The 25,770-nt window shown below is 70.8% G+C and carries 20 protein-coding genes; 7 read left to right on the forward strand and 13 right to left on the reverse strand.

Going from position 1 to position 25,770, the window contains the following annotated elements; translation table 11 throughout:
* Positions 1 to 8 precede the first annotated feature (8 nt).
* The 6 genes from OG896_RS17060 to OG896_RS17085 all read right to left on the reverse strand — a co-directional run bounded on the left by OG896_RS17060 (position 9) and on the right by OG896_RS17085 (position 5,536).
* On the reverse strand, positions 9 to 902 hold the full coding sequence (locus OG896_RS17060; protein WP_329366375.1) for a DUF3152 domain-containing protein: 894 nt from the start codon (positions 900 to 902) through the stop codon (positions 9 to 11).
* Positions 903 to 1,297: 395 nt separating this feature from the next.
* Positions 1,298 to 1,711, reverse strand: coding sequence for a DUF3151 domain-containing protein (locus tag OG896_RS17065; RefSeq protein ID WP_329366377.1), 414 nt, complete (start codon positions 1,709 to 1,711; stop codon positions 1,298 to 1,300).
* 112 nt (positions 1,712 to 1,823) lie between these two features.
* Positions 1,824 to 2,846, reverse strand: a complete 1,023-nt coding sequence (gene fbaA, locus OG896_RS17070; protein WP_329366379.1) for a class II fructose-bisphosphate aldolase — start codon at positions 2,844 to 2,846, stop codon at positions 1,824 to 1,826.
* Positions 2,847 to 3,100: 254 nt separating this feature from the next.
* The gene (gene pyrE, locus OG896_RS17075) at positions 3,101 to 3,640 is read right to left on the reverse strand and encodes an orotate phosphoribosyltransferase (RefSeq protein WP_329366380.1); all 540 of its coding nucleotides are present in this window, start codon (positions 3,638 to 3,640) and stop codon (positions 3,101 to 3,103) included.
* 132 nt (positions 3,641 to 3,772) lie between these two features.
* Positions 3,773 to 4,570, reverse strand: a complete 798-nt coding sequence (locus OG896_RS17080; protein ID WP_329366382.1) for an aldose epimerase family protein — start codon at positions 4,568 to 4,570, stop codon at positions 3,773 to 3,775.
* 75 nt (positions 4,571 to 4,645) lie between these two features.
* Positions 4,646 to 5,536 carry a CoxG family protein gene (locus tag OG896_RS17085; protein WP_329366384.1) on the reverse strand — a complete coding sequence of 297 codons (891 nt, stop codon included), beginning with the start codon at positions 5,534 to 5,536 and terminating at the stop codon, positions 4,646 to 4,648.
* Between the two features lie 428 nt (positions 5,537 to 5,964).
* On the opposite strand from OG896_RS17085, the gene OG896_RS17090 reads away from it, so the two are divergent.
* On the forward strand, positions 5,965 to 6,255 hold the full coding sequence (locus OG896_RS17090) for a hypothetical protein (RefSeq protein ID WP_329366386.1): 291 nt from the start codon (positions 5,965 to 5,967) through the stop codon (positions 6,253 to 6,255).
* Between the two features lie 6 nt (positions 6,256 to 6,261).
* Here OG896_RS17090 and OG896_RS17095 read toward each other — a convergent pair whose 3' ends face one another.
* The 4 genes from OG896_RS17095 to OG896_RS17110 form a co-directional block, all read right to left on the reverse strand.
* Positions 6,262 to 8,331: a hypothetical protein gene (locus OG896_RS17095; protein ID WP_329366388.1), complete on the reverse strand. Its 2,070-nt coding sequence runs from the start codon at positions 8,329 to 8,331 to the stop codon at positions 6,262 to 6,264.
* Between the two features lie 131 nt (positions 8,332 to 8,462).
* Entirely contained in the window at positions 8,463 to 8,750 is a 288-nt protein-coding gene (locus tag OG896_RS17100; protein WP_329366390.1) for a hypothetical protein, read from the reverse strand.
* Positions 8,751 to 8,946: 196 nt separating this feature from the next.
* The gene (locus OG896_RS17105; RefSeq protein ID WP_329366392.1) at positions 8,947 to 10,701 is read right to left on the reverse strand and encodes a spermidine synthase; all 1,755 of its coding nucleotides are present in this window, start codon (positions 10,699 to 10,701) and stop codon (positions 8,947 to 8,949) included.
* Positions 10,702 to 11,018: 317 nt separating this feature from the next.
* On the reverse strand, positions 11,019 to 11,540 hold the full coding sequence (locus OG896_RS17110; RefSeq protein ID WP_328467329.1) for a DUF2617 family protein: 522 nt from the start codon (positions 11,538 to 11,540) through the stop codon (positions 11,019 to 11,021).
* 522 nt (positions 11,541 to 12,062) lie between these two features.
* Here OG896_RS17110 and OG896_RS17115 point away from each other — a divergent pair.
* Both OG896_RS17115 and OG896_RS17120 read left to right on the forward strand, forming a co-directional pair.
* Complete coding sequence (locus OG896_RS17115; RefSeq protein ID WP_329374082.1) at positions 12,063 to 13,217, forward strand: pyridoxal phosphate-dependent aminotransferase; 1,155 nt, start codon at positions 12,063 to 12,065, stop codon at positions 13,215 to 13,217.
* 504 nt (positions 13,218 to 13,721) lie between these two features.
* The gene (locus tag OG896_RS17120; protein WP_329366394.1) at positions 13,722 to 14,099 is read left to right on the forward strand and encodes a hypothetical protein; all 378 of its coding nucleotides are present in this window, start codon (positions 13,722 to 13,724) and stop codon (positions 14,097 to 14,099) included.
* 122 nt (positions 14,100 to 14,221) lie between these two features.
* Here OG896_RS17120 and OG896_RS17125 read toward each other — a convergent pair whose 3' ends face one another.
* The 3 genes from OG896_RS17125 to OG896_RS17135 form a co-directional block, all read right to left on the reverse strand.
* Positions 14,222 to 15,898 carry an IS1182 family transposase gene (locus OG896_RS17125; RefSeq protein WP_329366396.1) on the reverse strand — a complete coding sequence of 559 codons (1,677 nt, stop codon included), beginning with the start codon at positions 15,896 to 15,898 and terminating at the stop codon, positions 14,222 to 14,224.
* A gap of 150 nt (positions 15,899 to 16,048) precedes the next feature.
* Positions 16,049 to 17,686, reverse strand: a complete 1,638-nt coding sequence (locus OG896_RS17130) for a glycoside hydrolase family 88 protein (RefSeq protein ID WP_329366398.1) — start codon at positions 17,684 to 17,686, stop codon at positions 16,049 to 16,051.
* A 55-nt stretch (positions 17,687 to 17,741) separates the two neighbouring features.
* Positions 17,742 to 20,132, reverse strand: a complete 2,391-nt coding sequence (locus OG896_RS17135) for a polysaccharide lyase 8 family protein (RefSeq protein ID WP_329366400.1) — start codon at positions 20,130 to 20,132, stop codon at positions 17,742 to 17,744.
* Between the two features lie 207 nt (positions 20,133 to 20,339).
* Here OG896_RS17135 and OG896_RS17140 point away from each other — a divergent pair, with 207 nt between their 5' ends.
* The 4 genes from OG896_RS17140 (at position 20,340) to OG896_RS17155 (ending at position 25,676) form a co-directional block, all read left to right on the forward strand.
* A complete protein-coding gene (locus OG896_RS17140) occupies positions 20,340 to 21,407 on the forward strand; it encodes a LacI family DNA-binding transcriptional regulator (RefSeq protein WP_329366401.1) in 1,068 nt (355 codons plus the stop codon).
* A gap of 309 nt (positions 21,408 to 21,716) precedes the next feature.
* Positions 21,717 to 23,333 (forward strand): FAD-dependent oxidoreductase, encoded by a 1,617-nt coding sequence (locus tag OG896_RS17145; RefSeq protein ID WP_329366402.1) that lies wholly within the window; start codon positions 21,717 to 21,719, stop codon positions 23,331 to 23,333.
* A 22-nt stretch (positions 23,334 to 23,355) separates the two neighbouring features.
* Positions 23,356 to 24,651 (forward strand): ABC transporter substrate-binding protein, encoded by a 1,296-nt coding sequence (locus OG896_RS17150; RefSeq protein ID WP_329366403.1) that lies wholly within the window; start codon positions 23,356 to 23,358, stop codon positions 24,649 to 24,651.
* 188 nt (positions 24,652 to 24,839) lie between these two features.
* Positions 24,840 to 25,676, forward strand: a complete 837-nt coding sequence (locus OG896_RS17155; RefSeq protein ID WP_329366405.1) for a carbohydrate ABC transporter permease — start codon at positions 24,840 to 24,842, stop codon at positions 25,674 to 25,676.
* Positions 25,677 to 25,770 lie beyond the last annotated feature (94 nt).

The following is a 25,770-nucleotide window of genomic DNA, read 5'->3' on the forward strand; positions in this document are numbered from 1 at the left end:
CGGACCGTTCAGGCGGTGGGCGGGCCCTGGATGTAGCGACCCTTGCTGTCGTACGGCCAGGCGTTGGCCTTGCAGCCGTGCAGCCCCTTGATCTGCTGCATCATCACGGGGGCGAGTTTGCCGGGGCCGGGGCAGCCCTCGTGGCCGTGGCCGATGCGGTGGCCGACCTCGTGGTTGATGATCAGGGCGCGGTAGTCGTGGATCGGGCCGCTGAACTCCGGCGAGCCGAGCATCCAGCGCTTGAGGTTGACCACGACGGTCGCGCCGACGTCGCAGTTGACCTCGCCCCGGGTGAGCAGGCCGGCGGCGCCGCAGATCTTGTCCACCGTGTCGGGGGTGGCGATCTTGATGACGAAGTCGGCGGGGCCGGAGGAGACCAGCTGGAAGCCGTCGTGGCCGTCGTTCTCCCAGCCGCGCGAGTCGGCGAGGATGCCGGCGATCTCGTGAGCGGCGTCACTGGCGGAGAGCTGGATGCCGCCTTCGACCTCGACCTTGTAGCGGCGGATCTTGCCGTGTCCGGAGGCGGTGCCGGTGGCGTGCGCCGTGCCGAAGGCGCCGGTGCCCGACTTGGGCACGCTGGAGGGCTTGGGCGCGGGTGAGTGGCTCGCGCTCGGGCCGCCGGTCGCGGGCTTGCCGGCGGTGGACGGGGAGGAGGTGCCCGAGCCCGTCCTGTCGCCGTTGGCCGGCGCGAGCGAGCCGCCGCCGGGCGAGGGCGAGTGGGATATCGGCGCGTCGATCGCCGCCGCAGAGCCGCCGCCCCTGGACTTGTGCCAGGCCGCGTAGCCCCCGCCGCAGCCGAGTACGACCACGCAGAGCACCGCCAGCGGGCCGACGAACGCGACCCGGCGTCGTGTCGTACGGCGGCTGTGCTGATGTCGGCCGTGGCGGCCCTTTGCTGCCAAGGCTCCCCCTGAAGGCGTCGGCAGCCGGAACCGCGGCCCCGGCCCCCCGTGGCGCTTCCGAGCTGCGTGTCGGCGTCATGCCTACGTTCGGGCTGTCCCGGACGTAGTGATGCCGCCCTGCGGTGAGGACGGCATGGACACGATCGCACATGGATACGTGAATATGCCATGAGTCAACCGACTGTTGCCGAACCGCGACATTTGGGCAGGTCAGCGGCGGTAATCGTGACGGGAGGGGAGGGGCGTCGGGAGAGGAGGGGAGAAAACGGGGGGCGCTGGACCGCTCTGCTGGGGCCGCTCCGGGCGGTGCCGGGGTGAGCCACCCCGGCACCGCCCGGCACCTCCCAACACCGCCCTAGCACCGGGCATACCGGCGTGTGGGGCGGACCGGCGGGTCAGCCCAGCGTGTCCGCGGCGGTCGGCGAACTGTCCCGCAGGAAGGTGGTGCAGCGGTCGTACTCCTCCTGCTCGCCGATGCCCTGAGCAGCCCGGGCCAGCGCGTGCAGGGCGCGCAGGAAGCCGCGGTTCGGCTCGTGCTCGAACGGTACGGGGCCGTGGCCACGCCATCCGGCCCTGCGCAACGCGTCCAGACCGCGGTGGTAGCCGGTCCGCGCGTAGGCGTAGGACTCCACCACCCGGCCGCCTTCGAACGCGTCGTCGGCGAGCTGCGCCCAGGCGAGCGAGGAGGACGGGTACTTCGCCGCCACCTCGGCGGGCGCGGCACCGGAGGCGAGCAGTTCACGCGGCTCCGGGTCGTCGGGCAGGTGGGTGGGGGCGGGACCCCCGAGCAGGTTCTCGTGATTGGCCATGGGTTCCAGTCTGCCCGAGTGGGCAGGCAGAAGGCCCCCGGCAGCTGCCGGGGGCCTCGATTCCGCACGGCTCCCGCCGCGTCGCGGGCGCCGAACCAGGCGCGCCCGACCGTTACTTGCGGCGGTTGCCCGCCGAACGCAGGTCCTGGGCGGCGACGACGACGCGCGCGGCCATCCCGGCCTCGGCGGCCTTGCCCCACACCCGCGGGTCGTACGCCTTCTTGTTGCCGACCTCGCCGTCGACCTTCAGCACACCGTCGTAGTTGCTGAACATGTGGCCGGCGACGGGACGGGTGAACGCGTACTGGAGGTCGGTGTCGATATTCATCTTGACCACGCCGTTCTCCAGCGCCTCGTTGATCTCGTCGGTCGTCGAGCCGGAGCCGCCGTGGAAGACGAAGTCGAACGCGTTGGCCTTGCCGTACTTCTGCGCCACGGCGTCCTGGAGTTCCCGGAGGATGCCCGGGCGCAGCACCACGTTGCCCGGCTTGTAGACGCCGTGCACGTTGCCGAAGGAAGCGGCCAGCAGGTAGCGGCCGTTCTCGCCGAGGCCGACGGCCTCCACGGTGCGGAAGGCGTCGTCGACGGTGGTGTAGAGGGAGTCGTTGATCTCGTGGGAGATACCGTCCTCTTCACCGCCGGTCGGGGTGATCTCCATCTCCAGGATGATCTTCGCCTTGACCGCCTCGGCCAGCAGCTCCTTGGCGATGGCGAGGTTGTCGTCCAGGGTCTCGGCGGAGCCGTCCCACATGTGCGACTGGAAGAGCGGGTTGCGGCCGGCGGCCACCCGCTCCTGGGAGATCTTCAGCAGCGGGCGGACATACCCGTCGAGCTTGTCCTTGGGACAGTGGTCGGTGTGCAGCGCGACCGTGACCGGGTACTTCTCCGCGACGATGTGCGCGAACTCGGCGAGCGCGACCGCGCCGGTCACCATGTCCTTGCTGTACTGGCCACCGAGGAACTCCGCGCCGCCCGTGGAGATCTGGATGATGCCGTCGCTCTCCGCCTCGGCGAGGCCGCGCAGGGCCGCGTGCAGGGTCTGCGACGACGTGACGTTGATGGCCGGGTAGGCGAAGTTGCCGGCCTTCGCCCGGTCGAGCATCTCGCCGTAGACCTCGGGGGTTGCGATGGGCATCGTTTCCGCTCCTCATGACTGTGCGGGTGGTACTGCTGGCATGCGTGGCGACGTCATCGTCGCCCTTATCTTCCCAGACTCGAACGAATACACCACCTCGCCGTACCCGGGGCCCGCGGTGGGCGGGCCACGCACACGCGAAGGCTCCTGGGATGTTTCACGTGAAACATCCCAGGAGCCATGAAATCCCAGGTCAGGACGGGTGCTCCGGTCTCAGCGGGCGCTCGCGTCTCGCACGCCCAGGTCTCGGGCGGTCAGGACAGCTCGAGGTCCGCGAGCGAGTACGCCGCCAGGTAGGGCAGGCCCGCCTCGGCGACCTTCGCGGCGGCGCCCCGGTCGACGATCACCGCGACGGCCACGACCTCGCCGCCGGCCTCGCGGACCGCCTCGACCGCGGTGAGCGGTGAACCACCGGTGGTGGAGGTGTCCTCCACCACCAGCACCCGGCGGCCCTTGACGTCGGTGCCCTCGATCCGGCGCTGGAGCCCGTGGGTCTTGGTGGCCTTGCGCACCACGAACGCGTCCAGCCGCTGCCCGCGGGCGGCGGCCGCGTGCAGCATCGACGTGGCCACCGGGTCGGCGCCCAGGGTGAGTCCGCCCACCGCGTCGAACTCCAGGTCCGCGGTCAGGTCAAGCATCACCTGGCCGGCGAGCGGGGCGGCCTGTCCGTCCAGGGTGATCCGGCGCAGATCGATGTAGAAGTCGGCTTCGAGGCCCGAGGAGAGGGTCACCTTGCCGTGCACGACGGCCTTGTCCTTGATCTGCCGCAGGAGGGCGGTGCGTACGTCGCTCATACGGATGAGATTAGCCGAGCGACAGGCATGGGTATGTTCCGAGCAGAAGGGCGGAAGCGGGTCCCGGGAGCCGGGCGAACCGCCGGTCCAGTCGCCGGGCCGACGCTCCGACCGGCCATTACCCCGGTCCCGTCAGCCGACCTTCTGCCAGCTCCACACCGTGCTGATCTCCAGCGGATCGATCGGGGTGACCAGGCGGGGGCGCGTGTTCAGGCCGTTGGGCGGGCCTGACTGCGGCTCCACGCATACCGCTTCGGGCTGCTCGGTGTAGACGACGACCCACTCGCTCGGGCTACTGACCCGCACCGTCATCTCCCCGGGCCAGTTCAGGGTGACGTCCACACCGTCCGGCATCCCGAAGCAGTCGTCCCACGGGCCGGGCTTGGGGTCGATGCGGTTGCCGTTGGGCAGGTGGTTGTCGCCGCGCTCCTCCTGCCATGCGGCGCTGAACGCCAACTCGACGTCCTGGCCGCCCTGACCGAGGTTGCGCAGCCACCACGGGTGCCAGCCGGCCTGCGCCGGGAAGGAGTCGCCGCGTGCCTCCACGCTCAGCGACAGCTTCACGGAGTGCGGGGCGAGCTCGATGGTGTGCGTGACGCGGCCGGGATACGGCCACGGGTCGGCGAGGTCGTAGTAGTAGGCCGCGGTGGTCTGCGTCGCCGGGGACGCCTCGTGCCAGGCGGAGTGCCGTCCGGTGCCGTGGATCGCGTGCGGCGGCGCGTCGATCGGGAGCTGGTGGGTCACCCCGCCGTTGCGGAACACGCCGTTCTCGGTGCGGCCGCACCACGGCACCATCAGGAAGGCGCCGAATTTCTCGCCCTGGCGCAGGAGTTCGGTCCCGCCGACCTTCAGCGAGGCGATCCGGCAACCGTGCTCGGGCTGCAAGGTCAGTTCGGCGTCGCCCGCCGTCAGTTTCGTTTCAGTCTCCACGGAAGCGAGCGTAGCGGCCGTGATGCCGTCGACTCACGCGCGCTCGCCCGGGTTCGCCGTCGGAGCGACCCCGTATCACCTGCGGCGGCGCAGCACCCTGCCCACCACGACCGCCGACGCCAGCAGTGCCGCGGCCGCCGGCGCCGCCCACCGCAGCGTCGCCGCCGAGGTGGCGTCCGGCGCGGGCACCGGCGCGTACCGGCCGCGCGGCGGCGCGTGGTCGACCTCCTCCGCGCTGCGCCCGATCATCGTCCGCCGGGCGTGCGCGGCCTCGGCGGGCGGCACCAGGTCGTCCAACGCGGCGGCGCTCTCCGGGACGTCCACCTCGACCTCGACGAGTTCGAACTCCTCCAGTTCGGGGCTCGGGTCACCGAGGTCGTCCACGACGTCGGGCTCCTCGGAGGCCGGCTCATCGGGGTCGGGGTCGGCCGGTGCGGGGTCGGCGGCGGTGGGGTCTTCGGCGGTACGGTCCGCGGCGGCGGGCGCGGGGCTCCCGGAGTCGGCGGGCTCGGTGGGGCCGGCCGCCGCGGCCAGCTCGGCGATGCCCGCGGAGAAGCGGTCAAGCAGACGCCGGACCGCGGCGTCCGCCACCGCCGGGTCGTAGGACGCGAGCCGGCCGTTCGCGGTCGCCTCGCCTCGGTACTCCACGGTCGTGCCCGGTTGGGGCAGTTCCGTGTCCGTCAGCGTGATCCGCGCGCTGACCTCGACCACGCCGTCGCCGCGCACCTCCGTGCCGCGGGCCTCCAGCGTGAACGGCGGGGCGTCACCCTTGACGGTGACGAATCCGCGGTACGTGATGGTGGAGCCGGCGATGCGCAGTCGCAGCCTCCCCCGCGCCACGCGCTCGCCCTCCGTCGCGTCCGGGTCCGGCTGCCATCCCGGCAGCGCGGACGCCACGGCGCCCGGGGTACGGAACGTTTCCGCCACCCGGGCGGACGGGGTCGGGACGAAAGACTCGTGCTCCATGCGGCGGAGCCTACCCACGTGCGGCCGTGATGACGGCTCCCTGTGCGGTTTTCCCCCGCCCGCCCGCCCCTCCCCACCCGCCGCTACTCCGCCCGGCTGCTTTCCCCTCCCCCACGGTCCCCGTCAACCGCGCCGGCCCACCCCCACGAACGGGGGTGCACTATCTTCGGTTCTGCCCGATTAACTATATAAAGAGCAGTATGGGAAATATGTGGCTGGGGTCAGCAGCCGGAAGAGCTGTGCCTCTCGCCCCCGCCTTCGCCGTCACTTTCGTCCTGACGGGCCTATCTCTCACGGGATGCAGCTCGCCCCAAGGACACCCGGTCCAACCGACACCGACCACGTCACCCGTCCACAGCAGGAACCCGGCCCGCAGTGAAGACGACCTGCGGCACGAAGCCGAGGCAAGTCTCACCCGGTCCTCACAGGTGAAGCTGCACTGGGTCGGCCCGGTGAAGGGTCCGACCGCCCTTCCGCGGACGGCGGTCGATCTCGAAGACGGTGGGTCCTACGTCGTGGAGGCGGCGTGCGCTGGGGTGGGGAGCCTGGGCTTCTCCCGGGTCACCGCAGTCCCGCACAGCGGCAACCCAACAGTGACCTGCAATCGCCATGTGCTGCGATACGCCTTCACCGGAGGCGATCTCATCTCCTTCGCCTTCCAGACGTACATGCCCGCCTCAGCAGTCCTCGCCTGGCAGGTTATCTCGGTCGCAGAGTGACTCGGTTCAGCCTTGCCCCATGATGTGCAAGTAGACCCGGTCATCGCCGAGTTTGGCGACCACGGCGGGGTCCTCCAGCCAACTTGAGTACGCACCCTGCTGTTGTGGCGTCATCTTGCTTGTGTCCACTTGCCCGTGGTTTCTTCTGATCGCCGCGACGAAGTCGTCCGCCGGTCCGGTGATGTAGCGCGGCCCATCATCAGGCGCGCCAGCAGAATATGGTTTTCCCGAAAAGGAGTGGTACTTGTCGACTTCTCCTGGGACGACGAATTTCACCTTAGGAATATTCGTGAAATTCGCGCCAACCAGCGCACCCACACTTGTGGCAAACGCGGACCTCCAAGTCGACTCCAGACGGGTGTTCTTGAGGCCCTTGATCCCCTCGATGAGGTCTGTCGGAGCCCGCTCCGGCGGAACCTGTACCTGCCGACCGACCCAGCCCTCCAGCAGACTGGTCGCATAGCCTTTGCCCTGCTCCTTGGCGAACTCCACGGCACCCTCCTCACCGCCAGCCGCAAGCCCCACCACTGTGAGAACAAGGTCCTTTCGGATCTTGGACATGTCGTCAGCCCACGCTTGCGCCTCATCTCCCAAGTTCTTCTCGGTCTCACCGAACGCGCTGCTGTAGAAGTTCTCGCTCAGGCCCATCTTGAAGCTGATGAAGTCGATCGACTCATCGGTACTACGGATAGCAGTGGACGTAAGCGCGGCAAGTTTGTTGCTGTAAGTCTCGAAGAGTGCGCTCATGCTTGCTGCTGCGTGGGGGTCGCGGATGGCCTCTTCCATGAAGGCTTTCCATACGGTGGGGTGGAGTTCGAGGCCGTCGCGGGTGGGGTCCTGGGAATTCGTGAAGGCGGTGGGGTTCCAGGTGGGGGCGGGCCAGAAGGCGTCCTGGGCCGGGGAGGTGATCGCGTATTGGAGGTCGTCCCAGTGCTGGGCGAGGATCTCGGAGAAGAGGAGGGAGACCGCGGGGTAGGGGTGAGTGGTCTGGAGGGCGGGGTCCTGGGTGTGGGCGAGGTTGGTGGTGAGGAGCCACGCGGTGTTGCGGTCGGAGAGGGTGGGGTGGGAGGCGCGGAGGGTGATCGTCGCGGCTTTGAGGGTGGCGGTGAAGGCGGCGATGCGGTCGGGGGTGGTGCTGCCGCCGCCCGGGTAGAGGGCGTTGACGGCGATGTCGGGCCGGAGGGCGATGAACTGGCCTGCGGCGAGTGGGTTCTTGGTGAGGGCGTTGAAGAGCTGGACGTAGTGATCGGCGTGCCAGGGGTCGTCGGCGCCGGGGGAACCGGGCATGCGCGGGGTGACGCTGCGGTTCGGGTCGGTGGTGAAGGCACGGTCGGCGAGGGCCACGAGGAAGTCGGGGTCGTAGGTGCCGCTGTCGACGAGCGGGAGGAGGAGGTCGGGGCGGAACCCCTGACCGGGGTCGTCGAAGCGGTCGAACCAGGTGGACCAGAAGGCGCGTTGGCCGGGCCGGGGGCGGGTGTCGGCGGCGACGCGGGTGAAGCCACCGAAGGTGCGGGCCAGGACGTCGCGGTCGTAGGCGAGTTGGTCGGGGTGGTCGGGGTAGCGACGGTCGTAGGGGTTGCCGGACATGGAGTTGGAGAGTTGGGAGAGGCGGCGGGGGCCGAGGGAGGAGTAGAAGCCGTAGAGGAAGTCGCCGTCGTCGCCGCCCGCGGCGAGTGCGGTGAAGAGGGCTTCGGGCACGGCGCCGTCGTGGTCGGCCATCTGCCGGTCGAAGCGCTGGGCGAGGGCGCGCCCCTGGGCGGTGGCGCGGGCGGCCGCGCCCGGCGTGACCGCACTGTCGGGGAGATAGATCAGCGTGCGCTGGGAGCCGTGTTCGCCGATGGCCACCGCGAGGCGCTGCCGGCGGCGGAGCAGGGGGAGTTCGCCGTCGGCCCAGCGGGAGATGGCGATCAGCCGGTCCAGCGGCCGGGTGTCGAGGCCGTAGCGGGTGAAGCGGGTACGGAAGCGGGTGGCGCTGTCGTGCAGCCGGTTCTTGTCGCGCTCAAGGGAGTTGATGGTGCCGGGCAGCTTGTCCGGGTCGATGCCGGAGAAGGTCGGCTGGTGCTCGGGGTGTCCCACGTGTCGTCCCAGGGTGCTGCCGTACGCGGGCACGCTCTCGCGGCGGGCCCGCGTACGTACGGTTCAAGGGGTGCGATCCGCTGTCGGCGGATACGAGTTACGGGCTACGGGCTACGGCCACCCGTGACCGGCTACAACAGGTCCACCTGGAGGCTCTTCGCCTCGCCCACCGTGACCTTCTCCGCGCACGTGCCGATCGCCGCCTCCACCAGCGGGACCAGCCGGCCGAGTTGCGCGAGTATGTCGGTTCGGCGGCCCTGGGCCTCGGTGTGCCAGGTGTCGGCGGCCGGGCCGACCCAGGTCTCCCCCAGGCCGATGTCGGCGCAGGGGCCCTGGAACAGGGACCGGAGTTCATGCATCTCCTTGAGGAGGTCGCTCCTCAACGTCACCAGGTGCTGCCGCCACGGATTGTCGACCATGGGCCCGTGGTCGTCGTACGCCGCCACTCGCCGTCTCCCGTACTCGTCCGGTGCTCGCGCCGCGCTGGTCCGCGCTGGTCCGCGGTGGTCCGCGCGATCGCACGCTCGTCGCGTGGGGTCATCAACTCACCCACGACACAGGGGAATTCTGACATAACTCGGACACCGTACGTCACTCCCCGTGCGCGCGTGCTCGCTACTCGGTGATGCGCGGGCGCAGGAGGGTGGACGGGGGCAGGGGGCGGGCCGGGCGGGTGCGGCGGGCCTGGCGCGCGGCGGCGCGGAGGCCGGCGGCGGTGAGGGACTGGCCGGGCGGCGGACGGTTCGGGAGCGCGAGGTGGGGCGGGGCCGAAGTGGGCGCGGCCAGCAGGAAGTTCCAGCCGGCGGAGGAGCCGCAGGCGCGGGTGCCGGTCATCGCGTACGGAGTGGTGCGCAGGGAGACGGTGTGGAGGGTGGCATCGGTTGTCCACAGGGTGTGGGCAGAGGAACCGGCGTGGACGGCGAGCCGCCCTCCGCCGGCGAGCGCGTGCGCGGTGAGTCCGTAGAACTCCTGCGAGTAGAGCTTGGCGCTGTCGGAGGCGCCGGGTGCGGGCAGGTCCGCGATGATCACGTCGTACCGCTGCCGACCGGGGCTTCCCGCGTCAGGCGCCCCGCCGCCCCCGCCCGTATCGGCACCCGCATCCCCGCGAGCGCCACCCCCGCCCGCATTGGCACCGACTCCCCCGGCCACACCACCCCCGCCCGTATCGGCACCCGCGCTCCCGAACGCCCCTGCGCCGCTTACCCGTTCGGCGCTCTGGCTCGTCGCCCTCCGCAACCAGTCGAACGCGTCGCCCCCCACCTCCCGCACGCGCGGGTCGTCGAACGCGTGCCCGTTGAGCGCGGTGAGCCCCGGATCGGTGCGGCCCAGCCGGGCGAGTTCGTCGTCGTCCGGGACGACCGTCACCGCCTCGACGCCCTGGTGGCGCAGCACCTCCCGCAGCGCGAGCCCGTCGCCGCCGCCGAGGATCAGCACCCGGGCGTGCGGTCCGGTCAACGCCGGCTCCACCAGCGCCTGGTGGTAGACCGCCTCGTCGGCGCCGCACACCGCGAGGTCGCCGTCGACGTAGAGACGCAGCGAGGAGACGCCGCTCGCGCCGGTCCCCCCGGTCAGCACGATCTCCTCCGCGCCGGTCTGCTCGGCGACCCGCACCCGGCTGCCGTAGACCGCGTGGCGGGCGGCGCGTTCGAACGGTCCCGCGCCGACGGCGGCACAGGCCAGCAGGGCGAGCACGCCGACGTTCGCGGTGAGCAGCCAGCCGCGGGCGCGGCCGGACAGGTCGCCGCGGAAGAGCCACAGCACGGTGGCGCCGCCCGCGACCGCGTTGACCGCGCCGGTGGCGAGCGCGCCGGTCAACTGCCCCAGATACGGCAGCAGAAGGAAGGAGAAGGCGAGGCCGCCGACGAGCGCGCCCACGTAGTCCGCGGCGAACAGGTCGGCGACGGCGCCGCCCGCGTCCTGGCGGCGGATGCGCTGCACGAGCGTCATCAGCAGCGGCACCTCCGCGCCGATCAGCACGCCGATCGCGAAGGCGCAGCCGATCATGGCGAAGCGGGCCTGCCCGTACCAGGCGAAGACGGCGTACAGCGTCATCACCGACAGCCCGCCGACGAGTGCGAGCGCGGACTCGACGGCGACGAACGCGGCGGCGGGGCGGTTGCGTAACCGTTTTGCCAGCAGCGAGCCGCAGCCCATCGCGAAGACCATCACCGACAGTACGAGCGACGCCTGGGTGACCGAGTCGCCGACCAAGTACGAGGCGAGGGCGACGAGTTCGAGTTCGTAGACCAGGCCGCAGGCGGCGCAGACGAAGACGGCGGTGAGCACCAGCGCGCGGGCCGCCCGCGCGGGGACGGGCAGCGCTAAGGAGAGCTGGTGGGGGGCTCGCGGACGGCCGCGCTGGTCAAGCATGAGTGCACGTTATGTCAGGCTTGCTCCGCCGCCGGTCACCCACAAGGGTTCAATCGGCGCGGCCGGGCAGGCGGGTGGCGGCGGGCGACGGCGCCCGGAAGCACGCAGGGGTACGACGGGGCGCCGGCACCGGACGGTATGCGCCCCGCGGGCATCTGCCGTACGGGGATGCGGCTTCGTACGGGGACGCGGCCTGCTACGGGAACGGGACGGCGTAAGGCGGCCAGGCGCCGCGTGCCCGCCCGACGCCACGAGGCAGCCCGAGAAAGCCGGTTGGCGCCGCACCGTACAAACGGCGTCCCCCGTAAGGACTTTGCTCACCCCGCCACCCGCACCTTCGTCCGTGTCGCCACCAACCGCCCCTCCTGCGGGTACGCGTGCCATGTCCGCCACCGCACGTTCCCCTCCCCGCACTGCACCAGCATCGCGGTGAACGCGTTCGGGTCACCCGGGAAGGTGCCGGCTAGGCCGTGCGGGTGGTCGGCGACCAGGGCGAGCAACTCCTGGGCGCGGGCGGTGAAGGAGCCCAGCGAGAGGTGCTCGATGCGGGCGGCGAACTCGTAGTCCCACGGGCCGACGCGGCGGGAGACGCCGAAGGGCAGTGGCGCCTGGCTGCCGGGCAGGCAGGCGACCGTCTCGGAGCAGCTGCCCCGGCCGGCGTCGACGAGCACCTGGTGGGAGGCCCCGAGCAGGCGTAACTCGACGTCGGCGTGGAGCCGGGCGGCGTCGCCGATCCGCACGCCGAGGGTGGCGAGCGCGGGCAGCGCATCCTTGTCCAGGCACCAGGCGAGGTCGCCGGCCCGGGTGTCCGTGTATGCGGTATCAAGGGTGGTGAGCATGGGAAGGCTCCGCGGGTCACGCTGGGGATCGCACACGCGGCGCGAATCGGGCCGTCCCGCCCCCGCCGCGAGGCGAAGGTGCGGTGGCTTGCGCCGGCGTGGGCCGGGTGGATCAGGGGTGATACGGATACGGATCGCGGTGGACCAGGCTTGGTCCAGCGGGTTCGGGGTGATCTGGATGATCGGGAGGCCCCGAAGAGATCCGGAACCAACGGAATCACGGATCGCATCGCCTTCTCAGCGTTTTTACCCATCTGTGCGTACTTTCCATCCCTTGGAGCGCTTACGAGTTCAGGTGTTCCGATATGACAACCCGGTACCATCGGCTGATCGAATGGCGGGCACGCGGCGGAGAGCGGGTGGAACGCAATGGCGGGCACGGCCGATGCGACGGGCAGGGCGGGCACCCCGGGTGATGCCGGTGCCGGTGCCGCGGGCGATGCCGGCGCCGGTGCCCCGGGCGGTGCCGGTGCCGCGGGCGGCACTGACCGCCGCCACGGCCTCCACAGCCCCGGCCGCCCCCTGCTGAACCGCAGGCTGGACGGGCTCGGGACGACGATCTTCGCGGAGATGTCCGCCCTGGCCGTGGCCACCGGCGCGATCAACCTCGGGCAGGGCTTCCCCGACACCGACGGGCCGGAAGCGATCCGGGAAGCGGCCGTTCAGGCGCTGCGGGACGGCCACGGCAACCAGTACCCGCCGGGCATGGGGGTGCCCCCGCTGCGCGCCGCCATCAGCGACCACCAACGGCGCTTCTACGGCCTGGACTTCGACCCGGACAGCGAGGTCCTCGTCACCGCCGGGGCGACCGAGGCCATCGCGGCGGCGATGCTCGCGCTGCTCGAACCGGGCGACGAGGTGATCGCGTTCGAGCCCTTCTACGACTCCTACGCGGCCTGCATCGCGATGGCCGGCGCGACCCGCGTCCCGCTGACCTTGCGCGCCCCCGATTTCCGCCCGGACCTGGACGCCCTACGCGATGCCGTCACTCCGCGTACCCGCCTGCTGCTCCTGAACAGCCCGCACAACCCCACGGGCATGGTGCTCACCCGCGACGAGCTGACCGCCATCGCCGAACTGGCCGTCGAGCGCGACCTCGTCGTGGTCACCGACGAGGTCTACGAGCACCTCGTCTTCGACGGCGAGCACATCCCGCTGATCTCCCTGCCCGGCATGCGCGACCGCACCGTCTCCATCTCCTCGGCCGGGAAGACCTTCTCGTTCACGGGGTGGAAGGTTGGTTGGGTTACCGCCTCCGCGCCCCTGGTCGCGGCGGTCCGCACCGCCAAGCAGTTCCTCACCTATGTCGCCTCGGGCCCCTTCCAGTACGCCATCGCCGAAGCCCTCCGCCTCCCGGACGACTACTTCACCGCCTTCCGCGACACCCTCCAGGCCAAGCGCGACCTGCTGGCCGCGGGCCTCCGGGACGCCGGCTTCGAGGTCTTCCAGCCCCAGGGCACCTACTTCATCACCACCGACATCGCCGGCCTCGGCGAGAAGGACGCCTTCACCTTCTGCCGCACCCTCCCCGAACGCGCCGGCGTCGTCGCCGTCCCCAACTCCGTCTTCTACGACCACCCCGACGCCGGCCGCACCCAGGTCCGCTTCACCTTCTGCAAGAAGGAGAAGGTCCTGACCGAGGCGGCCGAACGCCTTCGCGGGGCGTTCCACGGCTGAGGCCGCCGCCAGGCGCGCGTACCTGTCCAACATCGTGGGAGAAGGACGACACGTGATCATCGTCGTCGCGGACACTGCCGGGCTCCTGGCCCCCTCGACTCGGCACGTCCGGAACACCACGGCTCCAATGCGGCGCTCTTGGCCGCGCCCGGTATCGCGACCTCGACCTCGACCTCGAATCCGGCCTCGCCGATGCAGTGAACGTAGCCCTTGCCGCCCCGGTGATCCGATGAGTGCGTGAACGGGACGAGGCCCGGGTGCCGGCTTCGCCCGGGCCGGTCGCGGCCGTCCGCAGCGCCAAGCGGTTCCTCTCGCCTCGGATGATCCGCTATTGCGTTCGCGGATGCGACCTGTTGTCGGTGGTCCCGGCCGGGAGGCCGGCAGACGCTGCAGCTCGACTACGGGCTGTGGAAAGCAGCGGACCTTGCCGCACTGGTCGAGTGGACCCGAGCCGCGGCCTGTTGCGCCTGCGCCTACGTCTACATCCACGACAGCGACACTGCGGTGATCAACGGGCTGGGGGCCGATGGCCGGCAGGGGGACGCCTATCTGCACCTGGAGTTGCTGGCGGCCGGCAAAGCGGGAAATCTCTGGGAGGAAGAGCCCGAGAGCATGGGTGATATGAGCATATGGGTGACCACACCCGCCTACGCGGCGGCCGCGCGGCGCAAGTTGGCGGAACTCGAAGCGACGGTGCCGGCCGATGCACGGGCTGCTCTCGCCTGGGCAGCCAACGCGGGATTCCCCGGCAAGGCCGACCCCGCCTCGATCGAAGCGGTTCTGCGCTCCCACGAGGTCTTCGTGGAGGAGTCGTTCACGGCACTCCTGGACAGGCTCGGGTTCCCTGGAGCCGCGGAGCCTGCTGATCACGCCACGGTCTGACGGGCCACTTCCGGTGCGCCCGCTGGGCCGGGAGACGTGCTTCCGTCTCCCGGCCGGCGACCTTCCCTCGTGGCCCCGTGAGTGCATGAACCCGGCGCTGTTGGTTTATTTGGGGCTTGGTCCTACTTCGCCCCGTCGAGGATGAGCTCGGCGGGGCGAAGTGCTGCGAAGTGGCTGGTGCGAGTGCGGGCCCGGGGTGTCTGGGTGAGGTGGGAGTCGATGCGGGCGAGGTTGATCGCGGCGCCAGTGAGCTGGTGCTGAAGGCTGGTCTTGGCCAGCCCTCGGTAGCGGGATCTGCGCAGGCCGCAGCGTTGGACGGCTTGGGACATGGTGCCCTCGACTCCGGCGCGGACCTTGTAGCGCTCCTTCCAGGCATCGGTCTGCTGCTCGGCTCTGGCCGCCTGGAGAGCGTGGTGTTCGTCGTGGCGGCGTAGCCGCAGTTCGCGAGCCCGTGTGGGGTTGGGGGTGTTGATGCACGCCTGCCGCATGGTGCAGGGGCGGCAGTCCCTGACCGAGAACACCACCCGCAGCACCGGCTGGCCGCGTTGGGAGAGCCGTTCGCTCCAGTTGGTGCTGGTGTGGCCGCCGGGGCAGGTGGCCTGCTGGTTGTCCCAGTCGATGGTGAAGGCGTCCTGTCCGAAGCCGCCTTCGGCGCTGGCCTGGGCGCTGTTGTCGGCCTGGATGGGGCCGTGCAGGGCGATGCCGTGGTCGCGCCGGGCGCTGACCAGCGCGGGGGCGGTGGGGTAGCCGGCGTCCACCCAGTGCTCGGCGGGCAGGCAGTCACGGGCCGCGAGCTGGTGGTGGATGGTCTCGGCCATCGACCGGTCCTGGACGGTGGACACCGTTGTGGCGACGTTCGTGATCAGGTTCGGGGCGTCCGGCTCACAGGTCTCGGTGAAGTGGACTTTGTAGCCGTCCCACACAGTGTCGCGTTTCACACTGCCGCGTGCGTCGGTGTCATAGGGCGTGACCAGGCGCAGCGCGCCCGGCGGGCGGTCTTTTGGGCCCCTGCGCCTCACCTCGCCGTCGACGTGGTGGAAGTGCTGGACCCACATCTGCCGCAGGGTCTCCACCTCGGCAAGCCCGCGCAGTCCAGCGGGGGCATCAGCGCTGAAGACCACCGACAGCAGACGCGTCCCGTCCCGGCCGATCCGCGTCCCCACCTCTTCCCGTTTCACGCGGCTGACCGGGAATCGCGTGTCATCCGCTCTCGTGGCGTAATGCCTGAACCACTCCGGCTCGGCCACCTCCGACAACCAGGCAGGGGCAGCCTGGGCGAGTGCGTTGAGCCCCGCGCGCAACGTCTCGGCGACCATCTCCAGCCAGCACAGTTCACGCGCCGCCGACAGCACATGCGTGGAGTCGGTGCGGGCCCGGCCCGCGCTCTTGAGCAGCCGCTTCTCACGGGCCGCGACCAGGATGCCGTCCAGCACCCGTCGCCCCGCGTCCGCCCCGGCCAGCCGGTCACGGAACTCCGACAGCACCGAGAAGTCGAAGCCCGGATCATCCAGTTCCAGCCCGAGCGCGTATTTGAAGTCGATCCTGGCCCGCACCGCTTCAGCGGCCTGCCGATCGGTCAGCCCCTCCACGAACTGCAACACCGACACCAGCGCCAGCCCGCCCGGCGACCAGGCCGGCCTGCCCCGCACCGGGAACAGATCCGCGAACTCCTCGTCCCTGAACAACGGGCCCAACTCGTCCCGCACCCGGATCGCCAGGCTCCCCTTCGGGAACGCGGCCCGCGCCACCCGCACCGTCTCCGCCGGGATCTCCCCAGACCCCTTCGGCTGCATCGACATCCACACCCACCCCATACGACAACGTCGGCCTTCAAGACCACAACCAGGTCTCGAAGGCCGACGTCACGCACAGCCCCAAATAAACCAACAGCGTCGCCGAGAGCTCCGGGGCCGGGGGACGGCTTTGCCCCGGTCGGGGGCGGTTTCGGGTCAGGGGTGGGTCTCCTCGTAGAAGTAGAGGAAGGCGCCGAGGCCGTGGAAGTCGTTGGTGGCCTGGGGGCGGTGGACGTAGTAGGCGTAGTCTCCGACGTTCGTTCCGACGGAGGTGGACGTGAGGTAGGTGAGGCCGTCGTCGTGGAGGGAGATGCGGGCCAGCTCGCCGCGTTCCCCGGCGTCCACGACGGGCTGGTAGGTGTCGGCGGGCACGTATCCGCGTTTGATCGCGGTGTCGATGGTCTGGGTGAACATCGCCGAACAGGACGTCTCGGTCCAGTTGCCCGGGTCGGCGCCCTTGTCGACGACCTGGAACCACCGGCCGCTGGCCGGGTCCTGGTAGGCGGCCATGCCGCGGACCAGATCGCGGACGATGGAGATCAGCTGGGCCCGGCGCGGGTGGTCGGCGGGGATCAGGTCGAGGATCTCCGTGGCGGCGATGCCGTACCAGCCGACGGCGCGGCACCAGTACTCGGGCGCGAGTCCGGTGGCCGGGTCCGCCCAGGACGCCGATTTGGAGGCGTCGTAGGCGTGCTTCAACAGGCCGTTCGGCTGCTGGAGATGGCTCGCGTAGACCACCAGCTGCTTGGTCGCGATGTCGAACGACTGGGTGCTGTCGCCGATGTACCTGCCGTACTGCGCCATGAACGGGTCGGCCATGAAGGTGCCGTCGGACCAGAGTTGGTCGGCCCGGTCGGCGCTGGTGGCGTGCCAGAACCCGCCGTCGGGCGTGGTCGGGTATCCGGCTCCGGGCAGCAGCCGGTCGTGGATCTGCTTGGCGGCCAGGCCGTACTTGGTCTGGCCGGTCTCCCGGTAGAGGGCGATCATCACCTGGCCGGGCATCATGCTGTCCAGGCTGGTGAAGCTGTTGGCGATGTGCCCGGAGGCGTCGACGAAGCGGTCGGCCCACGCTTTGATGTACGCGATCAGGGCGGCCCGGCGCGCGGGATCGGTGGTGTGCTGGGCGAGTTGGTACTGGCCCATCATGTAGAGGGCGACCGGGTAGCTCCAGCCGCCGACGGTCGCCGGGGTGTACCGGTGCATGGTCGAGTCGACGAGCGCGTCCGACCACTGGGTGCCCAGCAGGTCGGCGACGGTGAGCGAGTCGAGGTCGGGCAGGCCGCCGGTGGTCGTGCCGGTGACCCGGATCAGGTTGGTTCCCGCGCGCAGGGTCACGGGGAGCCTGGAGACGGACCAGGTGTTCCAGTCCGTGGTCGTCGCGAAAGCCGGTGTGGACACCACCGTGCCGTCGACGCTGACGTCCGCCTGGCGTCCGGCCGTCGTTCCGTTCGCGTAGCGCAGGGCCAAGGTGGCGTCACCCGCCGTGGGCGAGTCGACGGTGAACTCGACGTAGGCGCCGATCTCGTTGGCGGTGTTGACGAATCCCGTTCCGGTGAAGCCCAGATGGTCGGTGTCCACGGTGCCGTGGAAGATGGTCGCGTCCTCCGCCTCGTAGACGGACGACGCCTCATAGACGGACGACGCCGCGTTGACAGACGACGCCGCGTGAACGGATGACGTCTCGTGAACGGACGACCCCTCGTATACGGACGACGCCGCGTGTGCCGGGCCGATCGCCACCGCGCAACTCGCGGCGAGTAACCCGAGCACCGCCGCCACTGCTCTGGTGCGCATGGACTCTCCTCTCTTCGGTGAACCGGGCGCGTTCGCGGTCATGGCAACCGTTCCGTCATTCGGTGAACCGGGCGACGAAGCTCTTGCCCGCCGCTCCCCCGACGGCCACCGCCAGGCGCACGTTCGGCGTGGTCGCCAGGACGGTGATGCCGGGGTCGGCGGAGACCACGGCCGACACCGCGCCGTCGACGGTGACGGTCACCGTGCCGGTGAGCTGCTGGGTCGGGTCGCAGACGGCCACGCTGAGCGTGCCGTCCTTCCGCTGCGTGATGACCGAGGCGGTCCGGTCGACCTGGATGCCCCCGGCCTTGGGCGCGCCGGCCTGCCAGACGTTGGCCATCGCGATCCCGGCGCCGGCGCGCCTGACCGCCTGCACCTGGGTCGTGTTCGCGACGGTGACGTCGTTCGACGCGGCGAACGCCTCGGTCTGGGCCGAGGTCGCGGCGGGCAGCTGGATGTAGCGGTAGCTGCCGTCGGTCGGGCTGACCCCGTGGTCGACCCACATGGTGACGAACCGTCGGGTGTACGCGGTCGTGTCGTCGTAGACGCCGCGGTGGTCCATGTCGGTCCACTTGCCGGTACGGTCCTCGCGCAGCAGCGTGACGTGGCCGCCGACCGGGAACACGTAGCCGCCGAGGTTGTCCACGAAGATCCACCGCGGCTGGACGACGGTCGGCGTGCTGCTCGGGGTGGCGAGCACCACGGCGCCGTCGACGTGGATGTTCGCCCGCCCGTCGGGGCCGGTGTTGCGGTTCTCGATCACCGACTCGACGGTGTGGCCGTCGGTGCTGGTGATCCCGGCGCCCAGGCAGACCACGATGTCGTCGAGGCAGAACCACGACTTGCGGCCGGTGAGCGTCTGCACGGCGAACGACAGCCCCATGCCCGCGGCCACGTTCCCGTCCAGCAGGGCGCCGCCGGCCCAGGTGTTGGTGGAGCCGCGGTTGGCGCCGAGCGCGAGGGTCTTGGCGTCAAGGGTGACGCCGGGCACCCGGTACTTGTTCGCGGTCGGCCAGTAGGCGTTCGTCCAGTGGCCGGGTTGGGTGGCCAGATAGAGGTAGGCGGCGCCCTCACCGGTGTACCAGCCTTCGAGGTTCTCCGCGTTCGCGCTCTCGTACGGCTTGATCCGGGTGCTGTCCATGGCGATGGCGAAGGCGAACGCGGGCCGCCGGTGCACGACCCGCGCCATCGAGGTCGCCACGACGGAGGTGGTGGACTCGGTTCCGGTCGGGATGGCCTGGTCGGCGACGACGGCCCGGCCGAGCGCGATCGACGAGGTGCGCACCTGTTCGAGCGGCACCGGGTCGTAGCCGAAGAAGTCCTGGTAGGTGTCCGCGGTGATCCAGCCCTTGACCTGCGAGCGGAGGGTCAGCGCCTGGCTCGCCGGGAAGAGGTGGGCGAGCTGGAGCAGGGTGGCGCTGGTCAGCCGCCCGATACGGTGGTCGGTCTCGTAGAAGCGGGACAGCGCCCGGCCGCGCACCATGTCCATGAACGCCCCGCGGTAGATCCAGGGCACGTAGTTGGCCTGCGTCCAGGTGAAGACGCGCTGCACCTGGTCGGTCGTCGCCGCCCACGGGGTGCCTTGCAGGGCGACCAGCAGATAGGTCAGGTACTGCAGCAGGGACACGCCGTAGGAGCCGTTGTAGGCGTACAGCTTGTGCTGGATGAAGCCGCCGTCGGGATAGAAGCCGTCGCCGCCGGAGCTGTAGGGGAAGAGGTTCGCGATCGCCGTCATGGCGCTGTCGATCACGCTCGCGTCCTCGCTCAGCGCGCCGCGCACGGTCGTGACGGCGCAGGTCCAGTCGAGGTTGGCGCCGGTGGCCGCGCCTCCGCCCACCTGGCTCGGGTCCGGCAGGTAGCGGGCGATCGCGGCCATGGCGGTGCCGATCTGGCTCGCCGAGAGCTCGCCGTACAGCGCGACACAGGTGTCGCCCAGCGCCAGCGGGATGCCGATCTGGAAGTCCCACCAGTTGTCGTACTGCGCGGTGACGCCGTACTTGTGGGCGAGGAACCAGTCGACGGCCGACCGGATGTCGGCCAGCAGCTCGGAGTTGCCGGACAGCGTGGAGCCGGGGGACGCGTAGACCAGGGCGAGTTGGCGCAGCCGTCCGATCACGTCGCGCTGGACGGCCGAGACGGTACTGCTGTCCAGGTCCGCCCACAGGTAGCTGCGGGAGCTGGAGGTGTCCAGCGTCGACCACAGGCCGCTCGCCGCGTCGGCCGCGTCCTGCACGTAGCCGGAGATCACCGGGTCGGAGGTGTCGTAGCTGCCGATCAGGGTGTCCTGCCACTGGCTCCTGACCTTCGCGAAGTCCGCGGCCGTCGCCGCTGCGGCGCGGCCCGGAGCGCCGAAGGACGAGCCGAGGAACCACGCGGGGGCCAGCGCGGCGCCGGCCAGCAGCGTGGAGCGGCGGGTGATGCCACGGGAACTGTGCTCAGCGGACATGAAAGGACCCTCACGGTAGGGGGAAGGGCGGCGGCCGGGAGCGGACCGGAAAGGGCGGTGCCGGGGGGCGTGAGGGATGGTGGCGCCGCGTGCCGGTGGAAGTCAAGCGATAATACGTATTAGCATGGGCTCCGGCAGAGAGCGGCCGGATCGCGCCGGCCCGGAGCCGATCCTCCGGAGGGAAAGGGTGGCGTTACGATGCGACACGTGACGCAGCGCCGGAAACGGGTGACCCAGGCCGAGGTGGCCCGCCTCGCGGGCGTCTCGCAGGCGATGGTCTCCCTGGTGCTCAACGACTCCGACGGGGTGCGCGTCGCGCCCGAAACCCGCAAGCGCGTCGAGGACGCACTGCGCCAGACCGGCTACACCGTGGACATCATGGGCCGGCGCCTGCGCGGCAAGTCGAACCAGATCATCGGGGTGTTCACCTACGAGGCGGTCTTCCCCTCCGGCACGGCCGACTTCTACGGCCCCTTCCTCGGCGGCATCGAGGAGGAGTCCGAGGCGCAGGGCTTCGACCTGCTGCTCTTCACCAGTCCGGGGCGCCGGCAGGGCCGGCGCAAGGTCTACGAGGAGGGGTCGAACCGGCTCGGCATAGCGGACGGCTGCATCCTGCTCGGCCGGCACACCGACCGCGACGAGCTCGACCGCCTGGTCGACGAGCGGTTCCCGTTCGTGTTCATCGGCCGGCGCGAGTCGTCCGCCGGGCCGGTCAGCTACGTCGGCGGCGACTACGCGGCGGCGACCGCGGAGCTGTACGAGCGGCTGTGGTCGCTCGGCCACCGCCGGGTGGCGCTCGTCGGCTACCGCGAGGAGAGCGAGTCGACGGCCGACCGCCGCTCCGGATACCTGCGCGCCTGCCGACGGCACCGCAAGGCACCGCTCGCCCTCACCGACGACGATCCGACCGCGGTGTTCGACCGGCTGCGCGCCGACGAGGTCACCGCCGCCCTGGTGGAGGCGACGGAGATGGCGGCCGCGCTACGTGCGCTGGCCACGGGTTCCGGGCTGCGGGTACCCGAGGACCTGTCGATCGGCGTGCTCGGCGACACCGACCCCACGCAGACGTCGGCATGGCCGCTGCGGACGGCGCCCGAGGTCGACTGGACCACGTTCCGCATCCCCCGCCGCGAGATGGGCGCGCGTGCGGTGCGCATCCTGGTCGGGATGCTGCGCGGCGAGATGAAGCCGGGCCGCAAGACGCAGGTCCTGCTCCCGTGCGAGCTGGTCGAAGGGGCCACCGTCACCGCCGCGCCGCCCGCCCGGCGGCGCTGAACCGGGCGGTACGCGAGGCCGAAACGGGCCGAACGCTTCCGCGGTGAACCGGCCGCGCCCCGCGGCGAACCGGCAGCGCCCTGCGCCGCACCCCGCCACACGCCCGCCCGTTGCCCCGCGCCGCACCCCGCCCGCCCGTTGCCCCGCGCCGCACCCCGCGCCGAGCCGACCTTCCGCGCGTACGACCGGAAGCCGAGCCCCTCCGGGAGGCGCCCGCACCCCCCTCCCACCGCTTCCGCACTTGTCGTTGACTTCTCCGGGTTCCTTCCCTAGCGTGCGCTAATACGAATTACCAGGAAGGACGTGCAGGTGAAGGAAGTACGCACGGACGTGCTGGTCGTCGGCGGAGGACTCGGTGGCATAGCCGCCGCCCTGGCCGCGACCGAGCACGGCGCACGGGTGGTGCTCACCGAGGGCTCGCGGTGGCTCGGCGGCCAACTCACCGCTCAGGCCACCCCGCCGGACGAGCACCCGTGGGTCGAGATGCTCGGCGTCACCGCCTCGTACCGGTCGATGCGGGAGGGCATACGCGAGTACTACCGGCGCCACTACCCGCTGACCGCGCGGGCCCTGCGGGCGCGCCAACTGAACCCGGGCGCGGGCCTGGTAAGCCGGCTCTGCCACGAGCCGCGGGTCGCCGTGGCGGTCCTGGAGGCGATGCTCGCGCCGGCCCGCAGCTCCGGCCGGCTCACGGTGCTGCGGCCCTACCGCGCGGACGCGGTCTCGGTCGACGGCGACGCGATCACCGCGGTGACCCTGGTGCCGGACGGCGACACCGGGGACGGCCCGGTCACCGTGCAGGCCCGGTACGTGATCGACGCGACCGAGACCGGCGAGTTGCTGCCGCTGAGCGGCGCCGAGTACGTCACCGGCGCCGAGTCCAGGGACGACACCGGCGAGCCCAGCGCGAAGGACACCGCGGAACCGCTGACCATGCAGGCCGCGTCCTGGTGCTTCGCCGTCGACCACGTGGACGGCGACCACACCATCGACCGGCCGGCGACGTACGACTACTGGCGGTCGGTCCGCCCGGACGTCTGGCCGGGACCGCTGCTCGCCTTCTCCTGGCCCAACCCGCGCACCCTCGAACCGTCGAACGGCCGGCTCGACCCGAACCCGGACGACGACCCGCTGTCCGTCGAGGCGGACCAGAGCAAGGACGCCGGGACCGACGACCTGTGGCGGTTCCGCCGTATCGCGGCCCGCAAGCTCTTCGAACCCGGCGCCTACGCCAGTGACATCACCCTGGTGAACTGGCCGATGATCGACTACATGGACGGGCCGCTCTTCGAGGTCTCGGCCGACGAGGCCGCCAAGCACCGGGCGGGCGCGCGCGAACTGGCGCTGTCGGCGCTGTACTGGATGCAGACCGAAGCGCCGCGGCCCGACGGCGGCACCGGTTTCCCGTCCCTGCGGCTGCGCGGCGACCTGCTCGGCACCGACGACGGCCTGGCCCAGGACATCTACGTGCGGGAGTCCCGCCGTATCCGGGCCTTCACCACCATCCGCGAGGACGACGTCTCGCTGGAGATCCGCGGCGAGCGCGGCGCGACCCGCTACCCGGACTCGGTCGGCATCGGCATGTACCGGATCGACCTGCACCCCTCGACCGGGGGCGACACCTACCTCGACGTGGCGTCGACCCCGTTCCAGATCCCGCTCGGCGCGCTGCTGCCCCGGCGGATGACCAACCTGCTGCCGGCCGCCAAGAACATCGGCACCACGCACATCACCAACGGCGCCTACCGCCTGCATCCGGTCGAGTGGAACATCGGCGAGGCCGCCGGCGCGCTCGCCGCGCACTGCGTCGCCACCGGCCGTACGCCGCACGGCGTGCACGCCACGCCCGACCACCTCCACGACTACCAGTCCCTGCTGTCCGGGCGCGGTGTTCCGCTGGCCTGGCCCGAGATCCGCGGCTACTAGAACCGAATCCTCTGGAGCAACGATGAGAACCAGACGCCTCCGGCTCACCTCCCTCGCGCTGTCCGCCGTCTCCCTGCTGGTCGTCCCGCTCGCGGGGTGCTCGAACGGGTCCGGCTCGGGCGACGACTCGAACGTGTCGCTGCGGATGACCGTGTGGAGCAATGACAAGTCGCAGACGGCGCTGTTCGACAGCATCGCGGCGGAGTACCGCAAGACCCACCCGGACATCAGGTCGATCACCTTCGACTACATCCCGATCGACAACTACACCACCGCCCTGACCACCCAGATCGCCGGCAGCAACCCGCCGGACATGGCCTGGGTACTGGAGCGGGACGCGCCCGACTTCGTCACGTCCGGGGCGCTCACCGACCTGACCCCGACCCTGGAGAAGACGGCCGGCTACCAGTACGGCGACCTGACGCCCGCGGCCACCAAGCTGTGGAAGCAGGGCGGGGACCTGTACGCGTACCCCTTCTCCACCTCGCCGTTCGGGATGTTCTACAACAAGGACCTGCTCAAGAAGGCCGGGGTGAAGCAGACCCCGGACCAGATGGTGGCCGCCCACCAGTGGACGTGGCAGAACGCGGAGCAGATCGCCGCGCAGGTCGCCGCCCACACCGACAAGCAGGGCCTGGTGATCCGCGACTGGGACTACAAGACCTGGATCGAACTCGCCGCACTGTGGCGCGGCTGGGGGGCCGACGCGTGGTCGGCCGACGGGAAGACCTGCACGTTCGACGCGCCCGCGATGCGGCAGGCGATGACCTTCCTGCACGACGCGATCTTCACGGACAAGGCGCTGCCGGGCCCCGGTGAGACCGCCGACTTCTTCGCCGGCGAGTCCGCCCTCACCGTCACCCAGATCAGCCGGGCGACGCTGCTGGCGAACCATCCGTTCGACTGGGGGATCGTCCCGCTCCCGTCCGGCCCGACCGGCGCGTCCCAGGTCATCGGGCAGGCCGGCATCGGCGTGCTGACCAAGGGCTCGCACAAGCAGCAGGCGGCCGACTTCCTCGCGTACTTCTCCGACCCGGCCAACTCCGCCAAGCTCGCCCGCTACTTCCCGCCGGCCCGCACCAGCCAGCTCACCACCGGCACCCTGGCGGGCGCCAACCCCCTGTTCACCCCGCAGCAGTTGCAGCAGGTGGTCATCGACGGCATCAAGAACGGCGCCGTCCTTCCGTCCCACCAGGACAGCGCCAAGATCGCCAACCTCGTGCAGAACGCGCTCGATCCGATGTGGAAGGCCGGTGCGAACGTCGACTCGGTGCTGGCGGGCGTCTGCAAGGCGATCGCACCGGCCCTGTCCGAGTGACCGCCATGAGGGAGATACCGCCCACGCGACAGGGGGCGAGCGCCCCCGAGCAACGGACCGGATCACGGACCGGGCCCCGGACCGGGCCGCGGACCGGATCACGGACCGAGTCACCGACCAGGCCGCGGACCGGGCCCGGGCGGTTCTGGACGCTGCGGCGGCAGGATGCCTTCAGCGGCTGGCTGTTCGTGCTGCCGCAGACCCTCGGGTTCCTCGCCTTCGTCCTCTACCCCCTGATCGCGGTCGTCTACTACAGCTTCCACAAGTCCAACGTGCTCTCCGGCGTGACGACGTACGTGGGCACCAAGAACTACTCGCAGTTGCTCCACGATCCGGCCACGCCGTCGGTGGCGCGGGCCACGGCGCTGTTCTGCGTCGGACTCGTGGTGATCAACATCTCCCTGGCCCTGCTGCTGGCCCTGCTGCTGAACCAGCGGCTGCGCGGCACCACGGTGTTCCGGACGCTCTTCTTCTCGCCCGTCGTCGTCTCGCTGGTGGCCTGGACGATCACCTGGAACTTCCTGTTGCAGAACAACGGCGGCGTCAACGCGCTGCTGCACGCGGTGGGCATCGACGGACCCAACTGGCTGCGCGGCGACGACTCGGCGCTGGTGTCGGTCGTGATCGTGCAGGTCTTCAAGAACGTCGGGCTCAACATGGTGCTGTTCCTCGCGGCCCTCCAGGGCGTACCGCGGTCGCTGCTGGAGGCCGCGGAGATCGACGGCGCGGGGGCGTGGCGCCGGTTCCGCTCGGTGATCCTGCCGATGATCAGCCCCACGACGCTGCTGACCACGATCGTGACGATCAGCGGCTCCCTACAGGTGTTCGCGCAGATCCAGATCCTCACCGAGGGCGGTCCGGACAACCGGACCAATGTCCTCGTGTACTTCTTCTACCAGCAGGCGTTCGACAACCACGACTTCGGATACGGCAGCGCCGTCGCGGTCGTCCTGTTCGCGATCATCCTGGTGCTCACCCTGATCCAGTGGCGCCTGCGCAAGAAGTGGGTGTTCTATGAGTCTTGAGACAGCCGCCCGCCACCCGGTCGCGCTCCGGGACGCGGCCACCGCGCCGAGACCACCGGGACGGCGCCGCGGCAGGTGGAAGAAGCCCCTGCTG

Source organism: Streptomyces sp. NBC_00669 (assembly GCF_036226785.1).
Lineage (GTDB): Bacteria > Actinomycetota > Actinomycetes > Streptomycetales > Streptomycetaceae > Actinacidiphila.